General features: G+C 70.6%; 12 protein-coding genes. 2 read left to right on the top strand and 10 right to left on the bottom strand.

From position 1 onward, the window contains the following. The first annotated feature begins 38 nt into the window (after positions 1-38). Both DCS98_RS09215 and DCS98_RS09210 read left to right on the top strand, forming a co-directional pair. Positions 39-254: a hypothetical protein gene (locus DCS98_RS09215; RefSeq protein WP_116451051.1), complete on the top strand. Its 216-nt coding sequence runs from the start codon at positions 39-41 to the stop codon at positions 252-254. Between the two features lie 71 nt (positions 255-325). Then, entirely contained in the window at positions 326-1,366 is a 1,041-nt protein-coding gene (locus DCS98_RS09210; RefSeq protein WP_116451150.1) for an LLM class F420-dependent oxidoreductase, read from the top strand. A 160-nt stretch (positions 1,367-1,526) separates the two neighbouring features. Here DCS98_RS09210 and DCS98_RS09205 read toward each other — a convergent pair whose 3' ends face one another. The 10 genes from DCS98_RS09205 to DCS98_RS09160 all read right to left on the bottom strand — a co-directional run bounded on the left by DCS98_RS09205 (position 1,527) and on the right by DCS98_RS09160 (position 18,162). Then, entirely contained in the window at positions 1,527-5,432 is a 3,906-nt protein-coding gene (locus DCS98_RS09205; protein WP_116451050.1) for a DNA-directed RNA polymerase subunit beta', read from the bottom strand. A 94-nt stretch (positions 5,433-5,526) separates the two neighbouring features. Beyond that, positions 5,527-9,012: a DNA-directed RNA polymerase subunit beta gene (rpoB, locus tag DCS98_RS09200; protein ID WP_241037403.1), complete on the bottom strand. Its 3,486-nt coding sequence runs from the start codon at positions 9,010-9,012 to the stop codon at positions 5,527-5,529. A 378-nt stretch (positions 9,013-9,390) separates the two neighbouring features. Then, positions 9,391-10,179: a hypothetical protein gene (locus DCS98_RS09195; RefSeq protein ID WP_116451049.1), complete on the bottom strand. Its 789-nt coding sequence runs from the start codon at positions 10,177-10,179 to the stop codon at positions 9,391-9,393. Further along, entirely contained in the window at positions 10,172-10,900 is a 729-nt protein-coding gene (locus DCS98_RS09190) for a hypothetical protein (protein ID WP_116451048.1), read from the bottom strand. The genes DCS98_RS09195 and DCS98_RS09190 overlap by 8 nt, the downstream gene beginning before the upstream one ends. Positions 10,901-10,952: 52 nt before the next feature. After that, a complete protein-coding gene (locus tag DCS98_RS09185) occupies positions 10,953-12,227 on the bottom strand; it encodes an MlaD family protein (RefSeq protein WP_116451047.1) in 1,275 nt (424 codons plus the stop codon). After that, positions 12,224-13,450 (bottom strand): MCE family protein, encoded by a 1,227-nt coding sequence (locus DCS98_RS09180; RefSeq protein ID WP_241037400.1) that lies wholly within the window; start codon positions 13,448-13,450, stop codon positions 12,224-12,226. The genes DCS98_RS09185 and DCS98_RS09180 overlap by 4 nt, the downstream gene beginning before the upstream one ends. 17 nt (positions 13,451-13,467) lie before the next feature. Then, the gene (locus DCS98_RS09175) at positions 13,468-14,709 is read right to left on the bottom strand and encodes an MCE family protein (protein ID WP_116451045.1); all 1,242 of its coding nucleotides are present in this window, start codon (positions 14,707-14,709) and stop codon (positions 13,468-13,470) included. Next, positions 14,706-15,737: an MCE family protein gene (locus DCS98_RS09170; RefSeq protein ID WP_116451148.1), complete on the bottom strand. Its 1,032-nt coding sequence runs from the start codon at positions 15,735-15,737 to the stop codon at positions 14,706-14,708. Before DCS98_RS09170 ends, DCS98_RS09175 begins: the two co-directional genes overlap by 4 nt. After that, entirely contained in the window at positions 15,737-16,798 is a 1,062-nt protein-coding gene (locus tag DCS98_RS09165; RefSeq protein WP_116451044.1) for an MCE family protein, read from the bottom strand. Before DCS98_RS09165 ends, DCS98_RS09170 begins: the two co-directional genes overlap by 1 nt. Continuing rightward, positions 16,795-18,162 (bottom strand): MCE family protein, encoded by a 1,368-nt coding sequence (locus DCS98_RS09160; protein ID WP_116451043.1) that lies wholly within the window; start codon positions 18,160-18,162, stop codon positions 16,795-16,797. The genes DCS98_RS09165 and DCS98_RS09160 overlap by 4 nt, the downstream gene beginning before the upstream one ends. Between the last annotated feature and the right edge of the window lie 2 nt (positions 18,163-18,164).

The following is an 18,164-nucleotide window of genomic DNA, read 5'->3' as shown; positions in this document are numbered from 1 at the left end:
CGCTGTCGCCGATCGCGGCGGCGGGGCACGATGGGCCCATGACCGACCGGGCCGCCGCGCGCGCCGCCAAGAGCGCCCTGGCCGCGCGCCTCTCCGGCGACCCCGGCGTCGTCGGCATCGGCCTGTCCCGCCGCGAGAGCGGCTACGTCGTCAAGGTCGACCTGGCCGACGCCGCCGTGGCACCCCGCGTGCCCGGCGACGTCGACGGCGTCCGCGTGGTCACCGAGGTGATCGGCGTCGTGCGACCCCTCTGAACGCGCCGGCGGGCAGCCGATAGCGTGCCCCGAGGCGCCGACGAGGGCGCCGCACGACCGAGGGAGTGCACGTGCGCATCGGCATCCAGGCGAGCTACAGCGGCGGGTTCCAGGAGACGGCGGCCGAGATCCGCGACCTCGAGTCCGCGGGCCTCGACATCGCGGCGGTCGCCGAGGTCTACACGTTCGACGCGGTGAGCCAGCTCGGCTACCTGGCGGCGGTGACCGAGCGGGTCGAGCTGCTCAGCGCCATCTTCCCCATCTACAGCCGCACGCCCGCCCTGACCGCGATGACGGCGGCCGGCCTCGACTTCGTCTCCGGCGGCCGCTTCACCCTGGGCCTGGGCGCCTCGGGCCCGCAGGTCATCGAGGGCTGGCACGGCGTCCCCTACGACGCCCCCCTGCAGCGCACCCGGGAGGTCGTGGAGATCTGCCGCCAGGTGTGGCGCCGCGAGCGCCTCGACCACCAGGGCAAGAAGTACTCGATCCCGCTGCCGGCCGACCAGGGCACCGGGTTGGGCAAGCCGCTCAAGCTGATCAACACGCCGGTCCGCGAGCGGATCCCGGTCATGCTGGCCGCCCTCGGCCCGAAGAACGTCGAGCTGGCCGCCGAGATCGCCGAGGCGTGGGAGCCGATCTTCTTCTACCCGGAGAAGGCCGCCTCGGTGTGGGGCGACTCGCTCGCCGCGGGCAAGGCCAAGCGCGACCCGGGGCTGGGCGAGCTGCAGGTCATCACCGGCGTCCCGGTGGCCATCGGCGACGACGTCGAGCCGCTGCTGGAGTTCGTGAAGCCGGCGCTGGCCCTCTACATCGGCGGCATGGGCGCGCGCGGCAAGAACTTCTACAACGACCTCGCCGTGCGGTACGGCTACGAGGCCGAGGCGAAGACCATCCAGGACCTCTACCTGGACGGCAAGAAGGACGAGGCCGCGGCGCTCGTCCCGGACGACCTGGTGCGCGCGTCGTCCCTGATCGGGCCGGAGTCCTACGTCGCCGAGCGGATCGCCGCCTTCGCCGAGGCCGGCGTCACGACGCTGATGTTGCAGCCCCTCGACGGGAGCCGCGAGGCCCGCCTCAAGACCGTCGAGACCATGAAGCGGCTGAGCAGCTAACCCCACCGTCCTGGCTCACCGTTCCGGGTCCTGGCTCACCGTCCACCGTGAGCCAGGACCCGGAACGATCAGGTGACCTGATCGTTCCGGGCGGCCGGGCACGCGAAAGGGCCCCCAGGTCTGTCGACCTGGGGGCCCTTTCGTCACTCAGCCAGGGCGCTCAGCCCCGCCAGTCGTACTCCTCGAGGCGCACGGCCTCGCCGGAGCCCTGACCGAAGACGTCCGGGCTGTAGTACTGCCCGTCGTCGTAGCCGGCCATGGTGTAGACGGCGGCACGCGCCTCCTCGGTCGGCTCGACCGTGATGTTCCGGTAGCGGCTGATGCCCGTACCCGCCGGGATCAGCTTTCCGATGATCACGTTCTCCTTGAGCCCGAGCAGGCTGTCGCTCTTGCCCTGGATCGCGGCGTCGGTGAGCACCTTCGTCGTCTCCTGGAAGGAGGCCGCCGACAGCCACGACTCGGTCGCGAGCGAGGCCTTGGTGATGCCCATGAGCACCGGGCGGGCCGAGGCCGGCTCGCCGCCCTCGGCGACGACGCGGCGGTTCTCGGTCTCGAACAGCGTCCGCTCGACCAGCGCACCGGGCAGGAACTCCGTCGCGCCCGAGTCGATGATGGTCACCCGCTTCAGCATCTGGCGGATGATCACCTCGATGTGCTTGTCGTGGATCGACACACCCTGGCTCCGGTAGACCTCCTGGACCTCGCGGACCAGGTGCAGCTGCACCTCGCGGGGGCCCATGATCCGCAGCACCTCGTGCGGGTCGACGGCACCCTCGGTCAGCTGCTCGCCGACCTCGACGTGCGCGCCGTCCTCGATCCGCAGCCGCGAGCGACGCGACAGCTTGTCGATGACGACCTCGTCGGACCCGTCGTCCGGCGTGATGGTCAGCTTGCGGAACTGCTCGCCGTCCTCCACGCGGATCGTGCCGGCCAGCTCGGCGATCGGGGCCTTGCCCTTGGGGACGCGGGCCTCGAAGAGCTCCACCACACGCGGCAGACCGTGGGTGATGTCCTCACCCGCGACACCACCGGTGTGGAAGGTGCGCATCGTCAGCTGCGTGCCGGGCTCGCCGATCGACTGGGCGGCGATGATGCCGACCGCCTCGCCGACGTCCACCAGCTTGCCGGTCGCGAGCGAGCGGCCGTAGCAGGTGGCGCAGGTGCCGAGCAGCGACTCGCAGGTGAGCACCACGCGGACCTTGACCTCGGACACCCCGGCGTCGATCAGCTGCTGGATCAGCACGTCACCCAGGTCGGCGTTCGCCTCGGCGATGACCGTCCCGTCCTCGGCCACCACGTCGGCGGACAGGGCGCGGGCGTAGACGCTGGTCTCCACGTGGGCGTCACGGACGACCTTGCCGTCGACGACCGTGCCGATCGGCATGATGACGCCGCGGTCGGTGCCGCAGTCCTCCTCGCGGATGATGACGTCCTGCGAGACGTCGACCAACCGGCGGGTGAGGTACCCGGAGTCGGCGGTGCGCAGCGCCGTGTCGGCCAGACCCTTGCGGGCACCGTGCGTGGAGATGAAGTACTCCAGCACGGACAGACCCTCCCGGAAGTTGGCCTTGATCGGCCGCGGGATGATCTCGCCCTTCGGGTTGGCGACGAGCCCTCGCATACCGGCGATCTGGCTGATCTGCATCATGTTGCCTCGGGCGCCCGAGTTGACCATGACCCAGACCGGGTTGGTGGTCGGGAAGTTGTCCACCATCGCCTGGCTGACCTCGGCCCGCGCGCGGGTCCAGATCTCGATGAGCTCACCACGACGCTCGGCGTCGGTGATGACACCGCGCTCGTACTGGCGCTCGATCTTGGCGGCCTCGTCCTCGTGCCGGTCCAGGATCTCCTGCTTGACCGGCGGGGTGACGACGTCGTCGATGGCGATCGTGACGCCCGAGCGGGTGGCCCAGCGGAAGCCGGCCGCCTTGAGGGCGTCCAGCGTCGCCGCGACCTGCACCTTGGGGTAGCGCTCGGCGAGGTCGTTGACGATCGCCCCGAGCTCCTTCTTCGGCACCTGGTAGTTGACGAAGCGGTAGTCCTCGGGCAGTGCCTCGTTGAACAGCACCCGACCCAGGCTGGTCTCCACCACGGCCGGCTGGCCGGGGGTCCAGTCCTCGGGCTGCGTCCACGCCTCGTTGACCTTGCCGTTGTCGACGCCGAACACCTCGTCGAGGCGGATCAGCGCACGCTCCTGCAGGCCCAGGGCGCCCATGTCGTAGGCCATGAGGGCCTCGGCGGCGGACGAGTAGGCAGCAGGCTGGCCACCGTCGGCCTCGTGCCGCGAGGGCACCAGGGTCGTCAGGTGGTACAGGCCCAGCACCATGTCCTGGGTCGGCGCGGTGATCGGACGACCGTCGGCCGGCGACAGGATGTTGTTGCTCGACAGCATCAGGATCCGGGCCTCGGCCTGGGCCTCGGCCGACAGCGGCAGGTGCACCGCCATCTGGTCACCGTCGAAGTCCGCGTTGAACGCGGTGCAGACGAGCGGGTGGATCTGGATGGCCTTGCCCTCGACCAGCTGCGGCTCGAAGGCCTGGATGCCCAGGCGGTGCAGCGTCGGCGCGCGGTTGAGCAGCACCGGGTGCTCGGTGATGACCTCCTCGAGCACGTCCCACACGACGGGGCGGGCGCGCTCGACCATGCGCTTGGCGGACTTGATGTTCTGCGCGTGGTTGAGGTCGACCAGCCGCTTCATGACGAAGGGCTTGAAGAGCTCGAGCGCCATCTGCTTCGGCAGACCGCACTGGTGCAGCTTCAGCTGCGGGCCGACGACGATGACCGAACGGCCCGAGTAGTCGACGCGCTTGCCGAGCAGGTTCTGGCGGAACCGGCCCTGCTTGCCCTTGAGCAGGTCGCTCAGGGACTTCAGGGGACGGTTGCCCGGGCCGGTGACCGGCCGGCCGCGACGGCCGTTGTCGAACAGCGCGTCCACGGACTCCTGGAGCATCCGCTTCTCGTTGTTCACGATGATCTCGGGCGCGCCGAGGTCGAGCAGACGCTTCAGCCGGTTGTTCCGGTTGATCACGCGGCGGTACAGGTCGTTCATGTCGCTGGTCGCGAAGCGGCCACCGTCGAGCTGCACCATGGGGCGCAGGTCCGGCGGGATGACCGGGACGCAGTCCAGCACCATGCCCATGGGCGAGTTGCGGGTCTGCTGGAAGGCGGCCACGACCTTGAGCCGCTTGAGGGCCCGCAGCTTGCGCTGGCCCTTGCCGCTGCGGATGGTCTCGCGCAGCGAGACGGCCTCGGCGTCGAGGTCGAAGTCGGCGAGCAGCTTCTGCAGCGCCGCGGCACCCATGCCGCCCTCGAAGTACTCACCGAAGCGGTCGCGCAGCTCGCGGTAGAGGCCCTCGTCGGCGATGAGCTGCTTGACCTCCAGCTTGCGGAAGGTGTCGAGCACCTCCTCGAGGCGGTCGATCTCCCGCTGGGCGCGGTCGCGCAGCTGGCGCATCTCGCGCTCGCCGCCCTCGCGCACCTTGCGGCGGACGTCGGACTTGGCACCCTCGGCCTCGAGCTCGGCCAGGTCGGCCTCGAGCTTCTGCTGACGGGCCTCGACGTCGGCGTCGCGCCGGCCCTCGAGGTTGGACTTCTCGGCGCTGATCTCGGCCTCGATGGTCGGGAGGTCGCGGTGGCGCGCCTCGTCGTCCACCGTGGTGATCAGGTAGGCCGCGAAGTAGATGATCTTCTCGAGGTCCTTGGGCGCCAGGTCGAGCAGGTAGCCCAGGCGCGAGGGGACGCCCTTGAAGAACCAGATGTGGGTGACCGGAGCGGCCAGCTCGATGTGGCCCATCCGCTCGCGGCGGACCTTGGCACGGGTCACCTCGACGCCGCAGCGCTCGCAGATGATGCCCTTGAACCGGACCCGCTTGTACTTACCGCAGTAGCACTCCCAGTCCCGGGTGGGACCGAAGATCTTCTCGCAGAAGAGACCGTCCTTCTCCGGACGCAGGGTCCGGTAGTTGATGGTCTCGGGCTTCTTCACCTCACCGTGCGACCACTGGCGGATGTCGTCGCCGGTGGCCAGGCCGATGCGCAACTCGTCGAAGAAGTTGACGTCCAGCAAGTTGATGACCCCTTTCCGGGGCTCGTTACGGAACTTCTGATCGAAAGGTGGTGGCCGGCCGGCCCTGACTGCTCAGGGCCGGCCGGCGGCACGCTTAGACGTCCTCGACGCTGGAGGGCTCGCGGCGGGACAGGTCGATGCCCAGCTCCTCCGCGGCCCGGAAGACCTCGTCGTCGGTGTCGCGCAGCTCGATCGCCTGGCCGTCGCCGGAGAGGACCTCCACGTTCAGGCAGAGCGACTGCAGCTCCTTGAGCAACACCTTGAAGGACTCCGGGATGCCCGGCTCCGGGATGTTCTCGCCCTTGACGATCGCCTCGTAGACCTTGACGCGACCCAGGATGTCGTCGGACTTGATGGTGAGCAGCTCCTGCAGCGCGTAGGCCGCGCCGTAGGCCTGCATCGCCCAGCACTCCATCTCGCCGAAGCGCTGGCCACCGAACTGCGCCTTACCACCCAGCGGCTGCTGCGTGATCATCGAGTACGGGCCGGTCGACCGGGCGTGGATCTTGTCGTCGACCAGGTGCAGCAGCTTCAGGATGTAGACGTAGCCCACCGAGATCGGCTCGGGGAAGGGCTCCCCGGAGCGGCCGTCGAACAGCCGCGCCTTGCCGGTCTCCTTGACCATCCGGTCGCCGTCGCGGTTCGGGATCGTCGAGCCGAGGAGGCCGATGATCTCGTCCTCCTTGGCGCCGTCGAACACCGGCGTGGCGGTCCGGGTGCCGGGAGCGGCGGCCTTGGCGGCCTCGGGCAGGTTCTTCGCCCAGTCCGGGTCGCCGTTGACCTCCCAGCCCTGCTTGGCGATCCACCCGAGGTGGGTCTCCAGCACCTGGCCGACGTTCATGCGGCCGGGCACGCCGAGCGGGTTCAGGACGATGTCCACCGGGGTGCCGTCCTCGAGGAACGGCATGTCCTCCTGCGGCAGGATCTTCGAGATGACGCCCTTGTTGCCGTGGCGTCCGGCGAGCTTGTCGCCGTCGGAGATCTTGCGCATCTGGGCGACGTAGACCCGGATCAGCTCGTTGACGCCGGCGGGCAGCTCGTCGCCGTCCTCGCGCGAGAACACGCGGACGCCGATGACCTTGCCGGACTCACCGTGCTTGACCTTCAGCGACGTGTCGCGGACCTCGCGCGCCTTCTCGCCGAAGATCGCGCGGAGCAGCCGCTCCTCGGGGGTCAGCTCGGTCTCGCCCTTCGGCGTGACCTTGCCGACGAGGATGTCGCCGGGGACGACCTCGGCGCCGATGCGGATGATGCCGCGCTCGTCGAGGTCGGCGAGGACCTCCTCGGAGACGTTCGGGATGTCCCGGGTGATCTCCTCGGCACCGAGCTTGGTGTCGCGGGCGTCGACCTCGAACTCCTCGATGTGGATCGAGGACAGGACGTCGTCCTGCACGAGGCGCTGCGACAGGATGATCGCGTCCTCGTAGTTGTGGCCCTCCCACGGCATGAAGGCGACGAGCAGGTTCTTGCCCAGCGCCATCTCGCCCTGGTCGGTGCACGGACCGTCGGCGATGACCTGGCCGACCTCGACCCGCTGGCCCTCCTCGACGACCGGGGACTGGTTGATCGACGTCCCCTGGTTCGAGCGGCGGAACTTCAGCAGGCGGTAGGTCTGCCGGGTGCCGTCGTCGGCCATGACCGTGACGTAGTCGGCGGTGGAGTCCTCCACGACGCCGGCCTTCTCCGCGGTCACGACGTCGCCGGCGTCGACGGCGGCGCGCAGCTCCATGCCGGTGCCCACGAGCGGGGCCTCGGAACGGAGCAGCGGGACTGCCTGACGCTGCATGTTGGCGCCCATGAGCGCGCGGTTGGCGTCGTCGTGCTCGAGGAACGGGATCATCGCCGTCGCGACCGAGGTCATCTGCCGCGGCGAGACGTCCATGTAGTCCACGTTCTCGGGGGCGAGGTAGTCGACCTCACCGCCCTTGGTGCGGACCAGGACGCGCTCCTCGGCGAGGCGACCCTGCGCGTCGAGCGGGCTGTTGGCCTGCGCGACGACGAAGCGGTCCTCCTCGTCGGCGGTCAGGTAGTCGATCTGGTCGGTGACGGTGCCGTTCTCGACCTTGCGGTACGGCGTCTCGATGAAGCCGAACGCGTTGACGCGGCCGAACGAGGACAGCGAGCCGATCAGGCCGATGTTCGGGCCTTCCGGGGTCTCGATCGGGCACATCCGGCCGTAGTGGCTCGGGTGCACGTCGCGGACCTCCATGCCGGCGCGCTCACGCGACAGACCACCCGGGCCCAGCGCCGACAGGCGGCGCTTGTGGGTCAGGCCCGCGAGCGGGTTGGTCTGGTCCATGAACTGCGACAGCTGGCTGGTGCCGAAGAACTCCTTGATGGAGGCGACGACCGGCCGGATGTTGATCAGGGTCTGGGGCGTGATCGCCTCGACGTCCTGGGTCGTCATCCGCTCGCGGACCACGCGCTCCATGCGGGAGAGGCCGACCCGGATCTGGTTCTGGATCAGCTCGCCGACGGTGCGCAGGCGACGGTTGCCGAAGTGGTCGATGTCGTCGACGCCGTGGTCGGGCTCGCCGGCGTGCAGACGCACGACGTACTCGATGGTGGCGACGATGTCGTCCTCGGTCAGCGTGCTGGTGCTCTGCGGCACGGAGACACCGAGCTTCTTGTTCACCTTGTAGCGGCCGACCTTCGCCAGGTCGTAGCGCTTCGGGTTGAAGAAGAGGTTCTCCAGCAGCGCCTGGGCGGACTCGCGCGTCGGCGGCTCGCCCGGACGGAGCTTGCGGTAGATGTCCAGCAGCGCCTCGTCCTGCCCGGCGATGTGGTCCTTCTCGAGGGTGGCCAGGACGGTCGGCGACCACTGGAAGTGCTCGCGGATCCGGTCCTCGCCCCAGCCGAGCGCCTTGAGCAGCACGGTGACCGGCTGCCGGCGCTTGCGGTCGATGCGGACGCCGACGGTGTCGCGCTTGTCGACGTCGAACTCCAGCCACGCGCCGCGGCTGGGGATCACCTTGGCGCTGAAGACGTCCTTGTCCGACGTCTTGTCCAGGGTCTTGTCGAAGTAGACGCCCGGGCTGCGGACGAGCTGGGACACGACGACGCGCTCGGTCCCGTTGATGACGAAGGTGCCCTTGTTCGTCATGATCGGGAAGTCGCCCATGAACACCGTCTGCGACTTGATCTCGCCGGTGGTGTTGTTCATGAACTCGGCGGTGACGAACAGCGGCGCCGCGTAGGTCATGTCCTTGTCCTTGCACTCCTCGAGGGACGCCTTGACGTCCTCGAAGCGCGGGTTGGAGAAGGACAGCGACATCGAGCCGCTGAAGTCCTCGATCGGCGAGATCTCCTCGAGGATCTCGGCCAGACCGCCGACGGCGTCGGCCTGCTCCTCGGGAGCGAGCGTGGCCCGCCACTCGGGGCTGCCGATCAGCCAGTCGAAGGACGCGGTCTGCAGGGCGAGCAGGTCCGGGACCTCGAGGGGCTCGTTGATCTTCGCGAAGGAGACGCGCAGCGGCGCGCCGGGGATCTTCTGCTGGTCGGCCTCACCGGTGCGGGGGCCGTTCGTAATGTTCTTTTCGGTGGTGCTGGTGGGCGTGCTGGTGGGGCGAGAGCCTGCCAAGATGCGTCCTTCCAAGGACCTCACGACGTGCGGGCGGGTCTGTGCGGGTTTCGTCCTGGGTCGTCGTCGGTAGTGGCGGGCTGACCGCCTGATCTCCCTGGGGGTCCAAGCCGGACGGTCGACCGGGTGGCCGGGACTGCTCCCGGGCACCCCTGGTGACCCGTCTGTGGCGGGCAGGTAGTCAGAGGGCAGCGCAACAGGAGACCCTACCCCTGCTCGAGCGCGCTGTCCACGCCGGGGGGGCCGGTGCGACCGGCGCCACATCCCGGGGACCGCGACCCGTCGAGCGGGGTGCAGCGGGCGTGCGCCGCCCATGATGCCAGCCGGTGCGGCACCTCGGTAATGCCACGCCGCGCGGCGGTGCGATCCGCCGGCGGATCAGCTGGTGGTGAGCAGCGTCAGCTCGTCGATCTTCCAGTCGCCGTCGACCTTCACCACGCGGACCCGGACCGTCTGCGTGCACGATTGCGCGCCGTCGGGGGTGACCAGGCACTCCGAGCCCTCGGGCGCGGCCTGGTCCCCGCTGTTGACCGACTTGACCACGTACTGCCCGAAGACGACGAGGGTGGCGGTGTCCTGCGCGTCGTTGACCTGCTGCAGGCCGACCTCGAGCACCTCGTAGCTGGTCGTCGCCGACACCTGCTCGTAGGTGTCGATGATCCCGCCCTGGCCGAGGTCCTCCTCGTACTGGTCGCGCAGCTCACCGGTGAGCACGTCGAGCTTGCCCTGGACGCTGCCCTCGGAGTCCTCGTAGTCGTAGGCGTAGAGCGCCCGCACGCCGTCGCGGGCGGCGGCGAAGATCGAGGAGTCCACGTAGGTGGGGTTCAGCCGCTGGTAGAGCAGGAACCCGCCTCCTGCTGCGGCCGCCAGGCAGAGCAGGGCCAGGACCAGCGCGAGGGCCGGGAACCGGCGGCCGGACGACCGGTCGGCGGCCGGTGCCGCCTGGGTCCTCGCGGTGCGCGCTGCCCTGGGTCGCGCGGTGGCGGTCGCCCGCGACGAGGTCGCGGCGCCGGCGCTCGTGGCTCCGGTCGTCCCGGTCGTCGCCGTCCGGGGAGCGGCGTCGTCGCGGTCGCGCCGGCTGCCGGCGACCCGGGGCCGTGGGCTGGGCTTGGCGCCCGGGCGCGGGCGCGGCGTCGGCCGGGTGCGGCCGTCGGGGGTCTCACTCATTCTCGGTCCCGGTCCCCTTGATGCCCGACAGCAGCCAGCGCCCGTCGGCCTTCTCCATCGCGACCTCGATGCGGTAGCGCGCCACCTGCGCCTGGTCGCTCTGGTTGCTCTCCTGGGTCGACTGGATCACCAGCCAGACGGTGGCGGTCGAGGCGTCGGCCTTCGTGACGCCGCCGCCGACGACCTCGGTGTTGATGACCGCCTCGGCGTCGGTGATCTGCTGCCGCCGCGAGTCGAGCTCGGCGACGGCCTCCTCGCGCAGGTCGCCGGTGGTGACCCGGCGGATCTGCTCGATGTCGTCGTCGAGGGTCAGGTAGTCGAACGACGTCACGTCGACCACGCCCGAGCGGGCCGCCTGCAGCGCCTCGACGTAGTCACCCGTGCGCACCGACGAGGTGTCGGGCCGGGTGAACCAGAGGTAGGCCGTGCCGCCCAGCAGCAGGAGGAGCAGCACGAGCAGCGTCGGGACGAGCGGGAGGGAGAGCCGGCGGCCGCGGCGGGGGCGGTCGCCGTCGTCCCCGCTCCCCCGGCGCGGCTCCTGACCGGCCGCCGCGCGCTCGTCGTCCGTCGCAGCGTCCTCGGTCCCGGCAGCGTCCTCGGCCGGGGCGGCGTCCTCGGCCGCGGTGGCGTCCGCGGTCTCCGGAGGTTCGGGGGTGTCCGTGCCGCCGGGGGTGCCGGAGGTGTCGACCTCCTCCTCCAGGGGGCGCGCTTCGCTCGTCACGCGGGGGATTCTCCCTGTCCGGTCGTGGTGGGGGTGAGCGGCATGCCGCGGTTCACCCGACGGTGAAGGAGAACGGGTTGGCCGACAGCAGCTGCCCGAGCACCTGACCCGGGATCCCGCTCAGCGGCGGGATCTGACCGGCGGTCGAGCCCTGCGGCCCGCTGGACCGGGTGCCGCCGGACCGGCCGATGTTCTGCTCGCCACGGATGTCGGAGCCGTTCTCGTCGTAGCCGTCCCCAGGGTTCGGGTCGACCCCGTTGATGACGTCGCAGGAGACCGAGTCGACGTCGGCGGTCGCCACGGCGCCCTCGCTCGGCAGCTGCGTGGTCGGGATGTAGCCGGTCGTGCAGGCGTGCGGGTCGCCGGCGTTGAGCACGAAGCCGAAGTGCGAGCGCATCACGCCGTCGGCGTCGCGGCGGACGACGGTGAAGTTGCCGGAGACGACGTCGGGGTAGGTGACCAGCAGCTGCTCGACGGCGTCCAGCCGCGGGATCGTGACGCCGTTGAGGATGTCGATGTTGCGCAGGAGCGAGCCAAGGCCCGGCCCGGCGTCGGTGACGAGGCGGTCGAGCTGCTCGCTCGCGTCGGGTGCGTTCACCAGCAGGCCGCGCAGGTCGGGGTCGATGTCGACCAGGGTGTCGGTGAACGTGCGCAGCTCGGCGGCCCACGTCTGGATCGCCGAGCGGCTGGCCACCTGGGTCTCGAGCACGGTCCGCCCGTCGGTGATCAGCCGCAGCGTCTGGGGCAGCGACTCCTCCGCCCGGGCCAGCAGGACGTCGCCGTTGTCGATCAGGCGACCGAGGTCGTCGCCGGCCCCGGCGAAGGCCTTGCCCAGCTCGTCGACGACGGTCCGGAGGTTGTCCTGGTCGATCGAGCCGACCAGTGTGTCGATGTTGAGCAGCAGCTGCTCCACCGGCACCGGGATGCCGGTCCGGTCCTGCGGGATGACCGCGCCGTCCTCCAGGAACGGGCCCTGGTCGGTGTCGGGCCGCAGGTCCACGTACTGCTCGCCGACCGCGCTGCGCGTGGCCACGAACGCCGACGTCGACGCCGGGATGGGGTCGGTGTCGGGGTCGATGGTCAGGACGACGCGGACGCCGTCGTCCACCAGCTGCATGTCGCTGACCCGGCCGACCGCCACCCCGCGGTAGGTGACCTCCGCGTTGACGAAGATGCCGCCGGAGTCGCTGAAGTCGGCCGCGACCTCGTAGCCGTTGCCGAGCAGCACGCGGTCCAGGCCGATGTACTTGAAGCTCAGGTACGACATGCCCAGCAGCGCGACCACGGCGAAGGCCAGCAGCTGGAACTTGACCTTCCGCGCGATCACTGGGTCACCCCCGGGATCTGCGGCAGACCGATGCGGCCGGTCGCCTCCCCCACCCCGGGCACCTGGCCCACGACGCCGGGCAGCGTCGGCAGGGACAGCGCCGACTGCGTCGGCTGCTGCTGGCCGCCGGTGGTGCCGGCGTTGCCCGGCGGCGAGCCGGGCGCGCCGCACTCCTCGCCGACGGGCTGGATCTTGAGCGCTCCGGTCAGCTGGTCGATCGCGTACCGGCAGAGCAGCTCGGTCAGGTCGAAGTTGACCTCGGCGGTCATGTTGGTGAACAGGCCGTACCCACCGGTCTGCGCCTCCCGGTAGTTGAGCGCGGTCAGCGAGCTGTCCGGGAACGGGTAGGTGAGCAGCAGCTCCAGCGAGCCGGCCAGGTTGGGCCCCGCTGCGGCCAGCTGGCTGAGGATCGGCTGCAGCAGCTGGAGGTCTGCCACGGTGTTGGCGGCCGACTGGTTGATCACCCGCGTGCCGACGTCGCCGAGCCGCGCCAGGCTCTCGAGCATCGAGACCAGCAGCTCGCGCTGCTGGTTGATGACGTCGAGACCGGGGCCGATGGTGTCCAGGGCCGTCCGGATGGTCGCCGTGCGGGAGGCGAGCGTCTCGGCCAGCCGGTTGGCGCTGTCCAGCGCCCGGCTGATCTCGGACTTCTGCTCGTCCAGCCCGCCGATGAAGGTGTCGAGCTGGTCGAGGGTGCCCTTCAGCTCGTCCTCGCGGCCCTCCATCGCCTCGCCGAGCTCGCGGTTGATGGTCTGGAGCTGGGCCAGCCCGCCGCCGTTGAGCACCAGCGACAGCGCGCCCAGCAGCTCCTCGACCTCGACGTTGCGGTTCGTGCGCTCGAGCGGGATCAGCGGCCGGTCGCGCAGGTCGCCGGAGGGCTCGGCGTTGCCCGGCGGCGCCAGCTCGACGTACTTCTCGCCGAGCAGCGAGGACTGCTGGATCGCGGCGACGGCGTTGGCGGGCAGGTCGACGTCGCCGTTCACCACGATGGTGACCCGCGCCGACCAGTCCTCCTCGTCCAGCTCGATCTTCTCGACCCGGCCGACCGGCACGTCCGCGACGCGGACGGCCGACTGCTGGACCAGGTCCAGCACGTCCAGGAACTCGACCTCGACCTCGTACGGGTCGTCGCCGAGGTCGGCTCCGCCGGGAAGGCTGAACGAGTAGGCGCCGCGGAAGCCGCAGCCGCTGAGCAGCAGGGCCCCGGCCACCAGTGCGGTCATCCGTGTCGTTCGGCGGGTCATCCGGTCACCCCCGGGATCGCGGGCAGCCCGACCGGGGTGGGCCGGGAGCCGCCGCCACCGATGGCGCCCTGCAGCGCCTCGCGCAGCTCCTCGTAGTCCGGCCGGCCGTTGCCGTTGAGGTCGTCGAGGACGCCGTCGGCGTTGGCGTCGCCGGAGAGCAGCCGCGAGCAGATCGAGTCGATCGTGGTCGGCAGCGGCACCGGGTTCAGCGGGTCCAGCTGCACCGGGAGCTGGAGCTCGATCCGCCCGAGCTGCGAGAGCGCGCCGCACACCAGGACCTCGGCGTTCGCTGCCCCGAGGCTGTTGTCGCGGGTGTCGAGCGTGCCGTAGTCGGGGTTGTAGGCGTGGGCCAGGTTGCCCAGCGCCGCCGGCGCGACGTCGAGGACCTCCGCCAGCGCCGACCGCTGCTGCACGAGGGAGAGGGTCACGTCGGCGAGCCGGTTCACGTTCGTGGTCAGCAGCGTCGCGTTGTCCTGGATGAAGCCGGCCACGTCGGCCAGGGCCCGGGACAGCAGCTGCACCGCGGCCGCGAGGTCCTCGCGCTCGTCGGCCAGCAGCTCCGACACCGCGGCGAGGTTGTCGTTGAACTGGCCGACCTGCGCGTCGACGGTCGCGAGCGCCGTCGTGAAGGTCTGCAGGTTGTCCAGCGAGGAGAACAGGTCGTCCCGGTTGGTCGCCAGGGTCTCGACCGCCTGCGAGAAGCCGGTCAGCGTGCGGTTGAGCGACTCGCCGTTCCCGTCGAGGTTGGCGGCACCGACGTCGACGAGGTCGGACAGCGCCCCGTTCGCGTTGGCGCCGTCGGGCCCCAGCGCGGCCGACAGCTCGTCGAGCGCGCCGTACACCTGGTCCAGCTCGACCGGCGTGGCGGTGCGGTCGAGCGGGATCTCGTCGCCGTCCTCGAGCGTCGGGCCACCGTCGTACACCGGGGAGAACTGCACGTACCGGTCGGAGACCAGCGACGGCGCGAGGACGACGGCCTGCGCGTCGGCGGGGATGTCGTAGTCGTCGTCGATGTCCATGACGACGCGGACCTGGTCGCCCAGGGCGGTGATCTCGGCGACGTCGCCGACGTCGATTCCGAGGATGCTCACGCCGGATCCCTCGTAGAGGCCGACGGTGCCGGTGAAGTACGCCGTCACCCGATACTGGCCGGCGGGGCGGAGCACCGTCCAGCCCAGGGCCGCCAGCAGGACGAAGGCGGCGGCCAGTGCCACGCCGCGCTGCAGGGAGCCGCTCATCCCGTCTCCTCCGAACAGCCGACCGGGAGCGGCGTCTGCGAGACGGTGCCGCACACCACCGAGCCGAGGACGGTCGGCAGGAAGTCGTTCACGAAGCTGTCGAACCAGCGCCCGTTGCCCAGGGTGTTGGTGAACACCCGCACGAAGGGCGCGAAGTTGTTCACCGTCTCGGCCAGCGCGGCCCGGTTGCGGCTGAGGATGTCGGTGACCGTCGACAGCTGCTGGAGCGTCGGGGTCAGCGCCTCCCGGTTGTCCGCGACCAGGCCGGACAGCTGCTCGGCGAGGTCCTGCACGTTCGTGAGGATCGAGTCGATCAGCGCCCGCCGCTCCTGCACCTCGGTGAGCAGGGTGTTGGAGTCGAGGATCAGCTGGGTGAACTCGCCGTTGCGGTCGGCCAGCACCTGGCTCACCTGCCGGGTGGCCGACAGCAGCTCCTGCAGCTGCTGGTCGCGCGAGGCGATGGTGTCCGACAGCCGGGCCAGGCCCTGCAGCGAGGTCCGCACCTCGTCCGGGGTCTCGGCGAAGGTCTCCGCCAGCACCTCGAAGGAGCTGGCCAGCTGCTCGGTGTCGAGCTCCTCCACCGTGGTGGACAGGTCCGCGAAGGCCTCGACGACGTCGTACGGGGAGGCGGTGCGCTCCACCGGGATGGGCTGGTCGGGGTCGAGCTCGCCGGATCCGCGCGGCACCAGCGCGAGGTACTTCGCGCCCAGCACCGTCTCGATCTTGATGGCCGCCTCCGAGCGGTCCCCCACGAAGGCGTCCTTGACGCGGAACTCGACGAGCACGACGCCGTCCTCGAGCGACAGGCTCTCCACCTTGCCGACCTTGACGCCGGCGACGCGGACGACGTCGTCGGGCTGGAGCCCGGCGGCTTCGGAGAACTGGGCCTTGTAGACGGTGCCGCCGCCGATGAGGGGCAGCGACTGAGCGTTGAACGCCAGGAACACCAGCAGCGCGATGACCGAGAGGCTGATCGCGCCGATGGTGACCGGGTTGCGGTCGCGGAACGGCTTGGACTCGCGCGCCATCAGCTGCACCCCTCCGCCCCGCTGTCGAACCGGAACTGCTGGCCGACCTCCTGGCCGCCGGTGAGGGGAGTGCCGGGCAGGGTGACCGTCCCGCCGGCGGCGCACAGGTAGAAGTTGAACCAGCTGCCGTTGATGGCCGTGCGGGTGATCAGGTCGATTTTCACCGGCGAGAGCTGGAGGAACTCCTCCACCTTGTCGCCGTCGGCGGCCAGGTTCGTGGAGAGGTCGCCCAGCGCCTGGATGTCGGCTGCCAGCGGCGCCCGGGCGTCCTCGAGGAAGTCGGTCGTCGCGACCGCCAGGGTGTCGATCGTCTGCAGCGAGTCGAAGATCGCCTCGCGGTCGCCGGCGAGGCCGGTGACGAACTGCTGCAGGCTCACGACCAGGTCGGACAGCTGCTGGTCGCGGTCGGCGACGGTGTTCATCACGGTCGTCAGGTTGTCGATCATGCTGCCGATGACGGCGTCCTTGTCCGCGAGCGAGTCGCTCAGCGAGGCCACGTGGCCTAGCAGGCTCTGGACGGTCCCGCCCTCGCCCTGGAAGACCTGGATGATCTCGTAGGACAGCCGGTTCATGTCGGCCGGCGAGAGCGCCTGCAGCAGCGGGCGGAAGCCGCCGAACAGGGTGGTCAGGTCCAGCGCCGGCGTCGTCTGGGCGAGCGGGATGACGTCGTCCTCCTCGAGGGTCTCCCCCGCCGATCCGTCGCCGTCGGTCAGCGCGATGTAGCGCTGCCCGACCAGGTTGCGGTAGCGGATGGCGGCCTGGACGCCGGTGGGCAGCGGCACGTCGGCGGACACCTCGAGCTCGACGGACGCGACCGGGCGGTCGGTGCCCTCGGCCAGGCCGATGCCGGTCACCTGCCCCACGCGGACCCCGGCGATGCGGACCTCGTCGCCCTCCACGAGGCCGGCGACGTCGGAGAACTCCGCCCGGTAGGCGATCTGCTCGCCGTACCCGGCGTTGGTGATGGTGCTGATCAGCACGTAGCTGGCCAGGATCGTGACCAGCCCGAAGACGATCAGCTTGACCAGGGGGCCGACGAGGCCGCGCATCTTCTCCCTCATCGCAGCAGCACCTGCGTCCCCCGCAGGAGCGGCGCCAGCGTGGACGCCGCCAGGTCGGACACCCGGCCGGGCTCGCGGCCGGTCTGGTAGCCCAGGATGCTGCGCACGAAATCGAGTTCCGCCGTCGATCCGGCGAGCTGGTAGGGCAGCGACTGGCCCACCGTCGGGTTGGGGTCACCGGCGCCCGGCGGCACGTCGGTCGGGCCGCTGCCGCCGAGGCAGATCGGGTTCCCGGTCGACGGGTTGTCCGCCGAGTCCACGCCGTCCGCCGGCGGCGTCGGGCAGTAGTAGTCGCCGTTCTGCGAGGCGGCGATCAGCCCGTCGATGTCGGCCAGGCCCTGGCAGTCGGGGCCGGACTGGTCGAGGTACTCCGGCTGGTCCCCGGGCACGTAGGGGTTCCGCGGCGGAAAGCTCACCACGATGTTGAGGTTCAGCGCCGGGTCGCCGTCGCCGCCGAAGGACTCCGTGGTCAGCGGCGCCGCGCGGGTCAGGCCCTCGAGGATGCAGGGGTAGCTCGGCGAGTACTTCGCGAAGACGCCGAGGACGGGCCGGGACGACGCCGCCACGGAGATGATGTTCTGCTCGTTGACCTCGAGGAACCCGGCGGTCGTCCGGGCCGCCCTGTCGCCGACGGTGAAGGTGCGGCGCAGCTGCTCCTGCTGGTCGACCAGCGTCGTGTTGGTGACCGCGAGGTTGTCGAGGACCCCGAGCAGGTCGTCGGCGGCGGCGTCGTAGGTGTCGGCGAAGTCGGCCAGCAGGCTGATGTCGTCCTGCAGCTCCGGAAGCACCGTGTTGAGCTCGCCGATGTAGCGGCCGGTCGAGGCCAGGTTCGCGCCGAGGTCGTCGCCGCTGCCCCGCAGCGCGTCGGCGACCGCGCCCAGCGTGTAGCTGAGGTCCTGCGGCTCGACCGTCTGCAGCAGCGGGAGCAGGTCGTCGATCACCCGCTGCAGCTCGATCGCGTTCTCGCTCCGGTCCTGACCGATGACGTCGCCGTCGGCCAGCCGCTCCTGCGCGGGCGACTCGGGCAGCTCCAGGGAGACGAACCGCTCGCCGAACAGCGTCTTGGGCAGCAGCCGGGCGGTCACGTCGGCGGGGATCTGCTCGAGGTACTCGGGCTTGATCGCCAGGTCGATCGTCGCGCCCTCGGCGCTGGCCTGGACGTCGCGGACGTCGCCGACGATCACCCCGCGCACCTTGACGTCGGAGGCCTCCTGCAGCTGGTTGCCGGCCGTGTCGGTCTCCAGCGTCACGCGGGCGACGTCGGTGAACACCTTGTTGTACTGCGCCACCGCGAGCCCGAGCAGCATCGCCAGGACGACGAGGAACGCCAGCCCCTGCAGCCGGATGCGGATCTTCTTGCTCATCG

The sequence above is a fragment of the Blastococcus litoris genome, from assembly GCF_003075095.1.
GTDB lineage: Bacteria > Actinomycetota > Actinomycetes > Mycobacteriales > Geodermatophilaceae > Blastococcus_B > Blastococcus_B litoris.
The sequence above is the reverse complement of the archived record's forward strand: the minus strand, read 5'-3'. Positions and strand labels throughout refer to the sequence as shown.

Bases quoted from the DNA above. Each gene is read 5' to 3' on its own strand.
- DCS98_RS09215 (WP_116451051.1), top strand. From the start codon at position 39: ATGACCGACCGGGCCGCCGCGCGCGCCGCCAAGAGCGCCCTGGCCGCG.
- DCS98_RS09160 (WP_116451043.1), bottom strand. From the start codon at position 18,162: ATGAGCAAGAAGATCCGCATCCGGCTGCAGGGGCTGGCGTTCCTCGTC.
- DCS98_RS09165 (WP_116451044.1), bottom strand. From the start codon at position 16,798: ATGAGGGAGAAGATGCGCGGCCTCGTCGGCCCCCTGGTCAAGCTGATC.
- DCS98_RS09180 (WP_241037400.1), bottom strand. From the start codon at position 13,450: ATGACCGCACTGGTGGCCGGGGCCCTGCTGCTCAGCGGCTGCGGCTTC.
- DCS98_RS09175 (WP_116451045.1), bottom strand. From the start codon at position 14,709: ATGAGCGGCTCCCTGCAGCGCGGCGTGGCACTGGCCGCCGCCTTCGTC.
- DCS98_RS09170 (WP_116451148.1), bottom strand. From the start codon at position 15,737: ATGGCGCGCGAGTCCAAGCCGTTCCGCGACCGCAACCCGGTCACCATC.
- DCS98_RS09195 (WP_116451049.1), bottom strand. From the start codon at position 10,179: ATGAGTGAGACCCCCGACGGCCGCACCCGGCCGACGCCGCGCCCGCGC.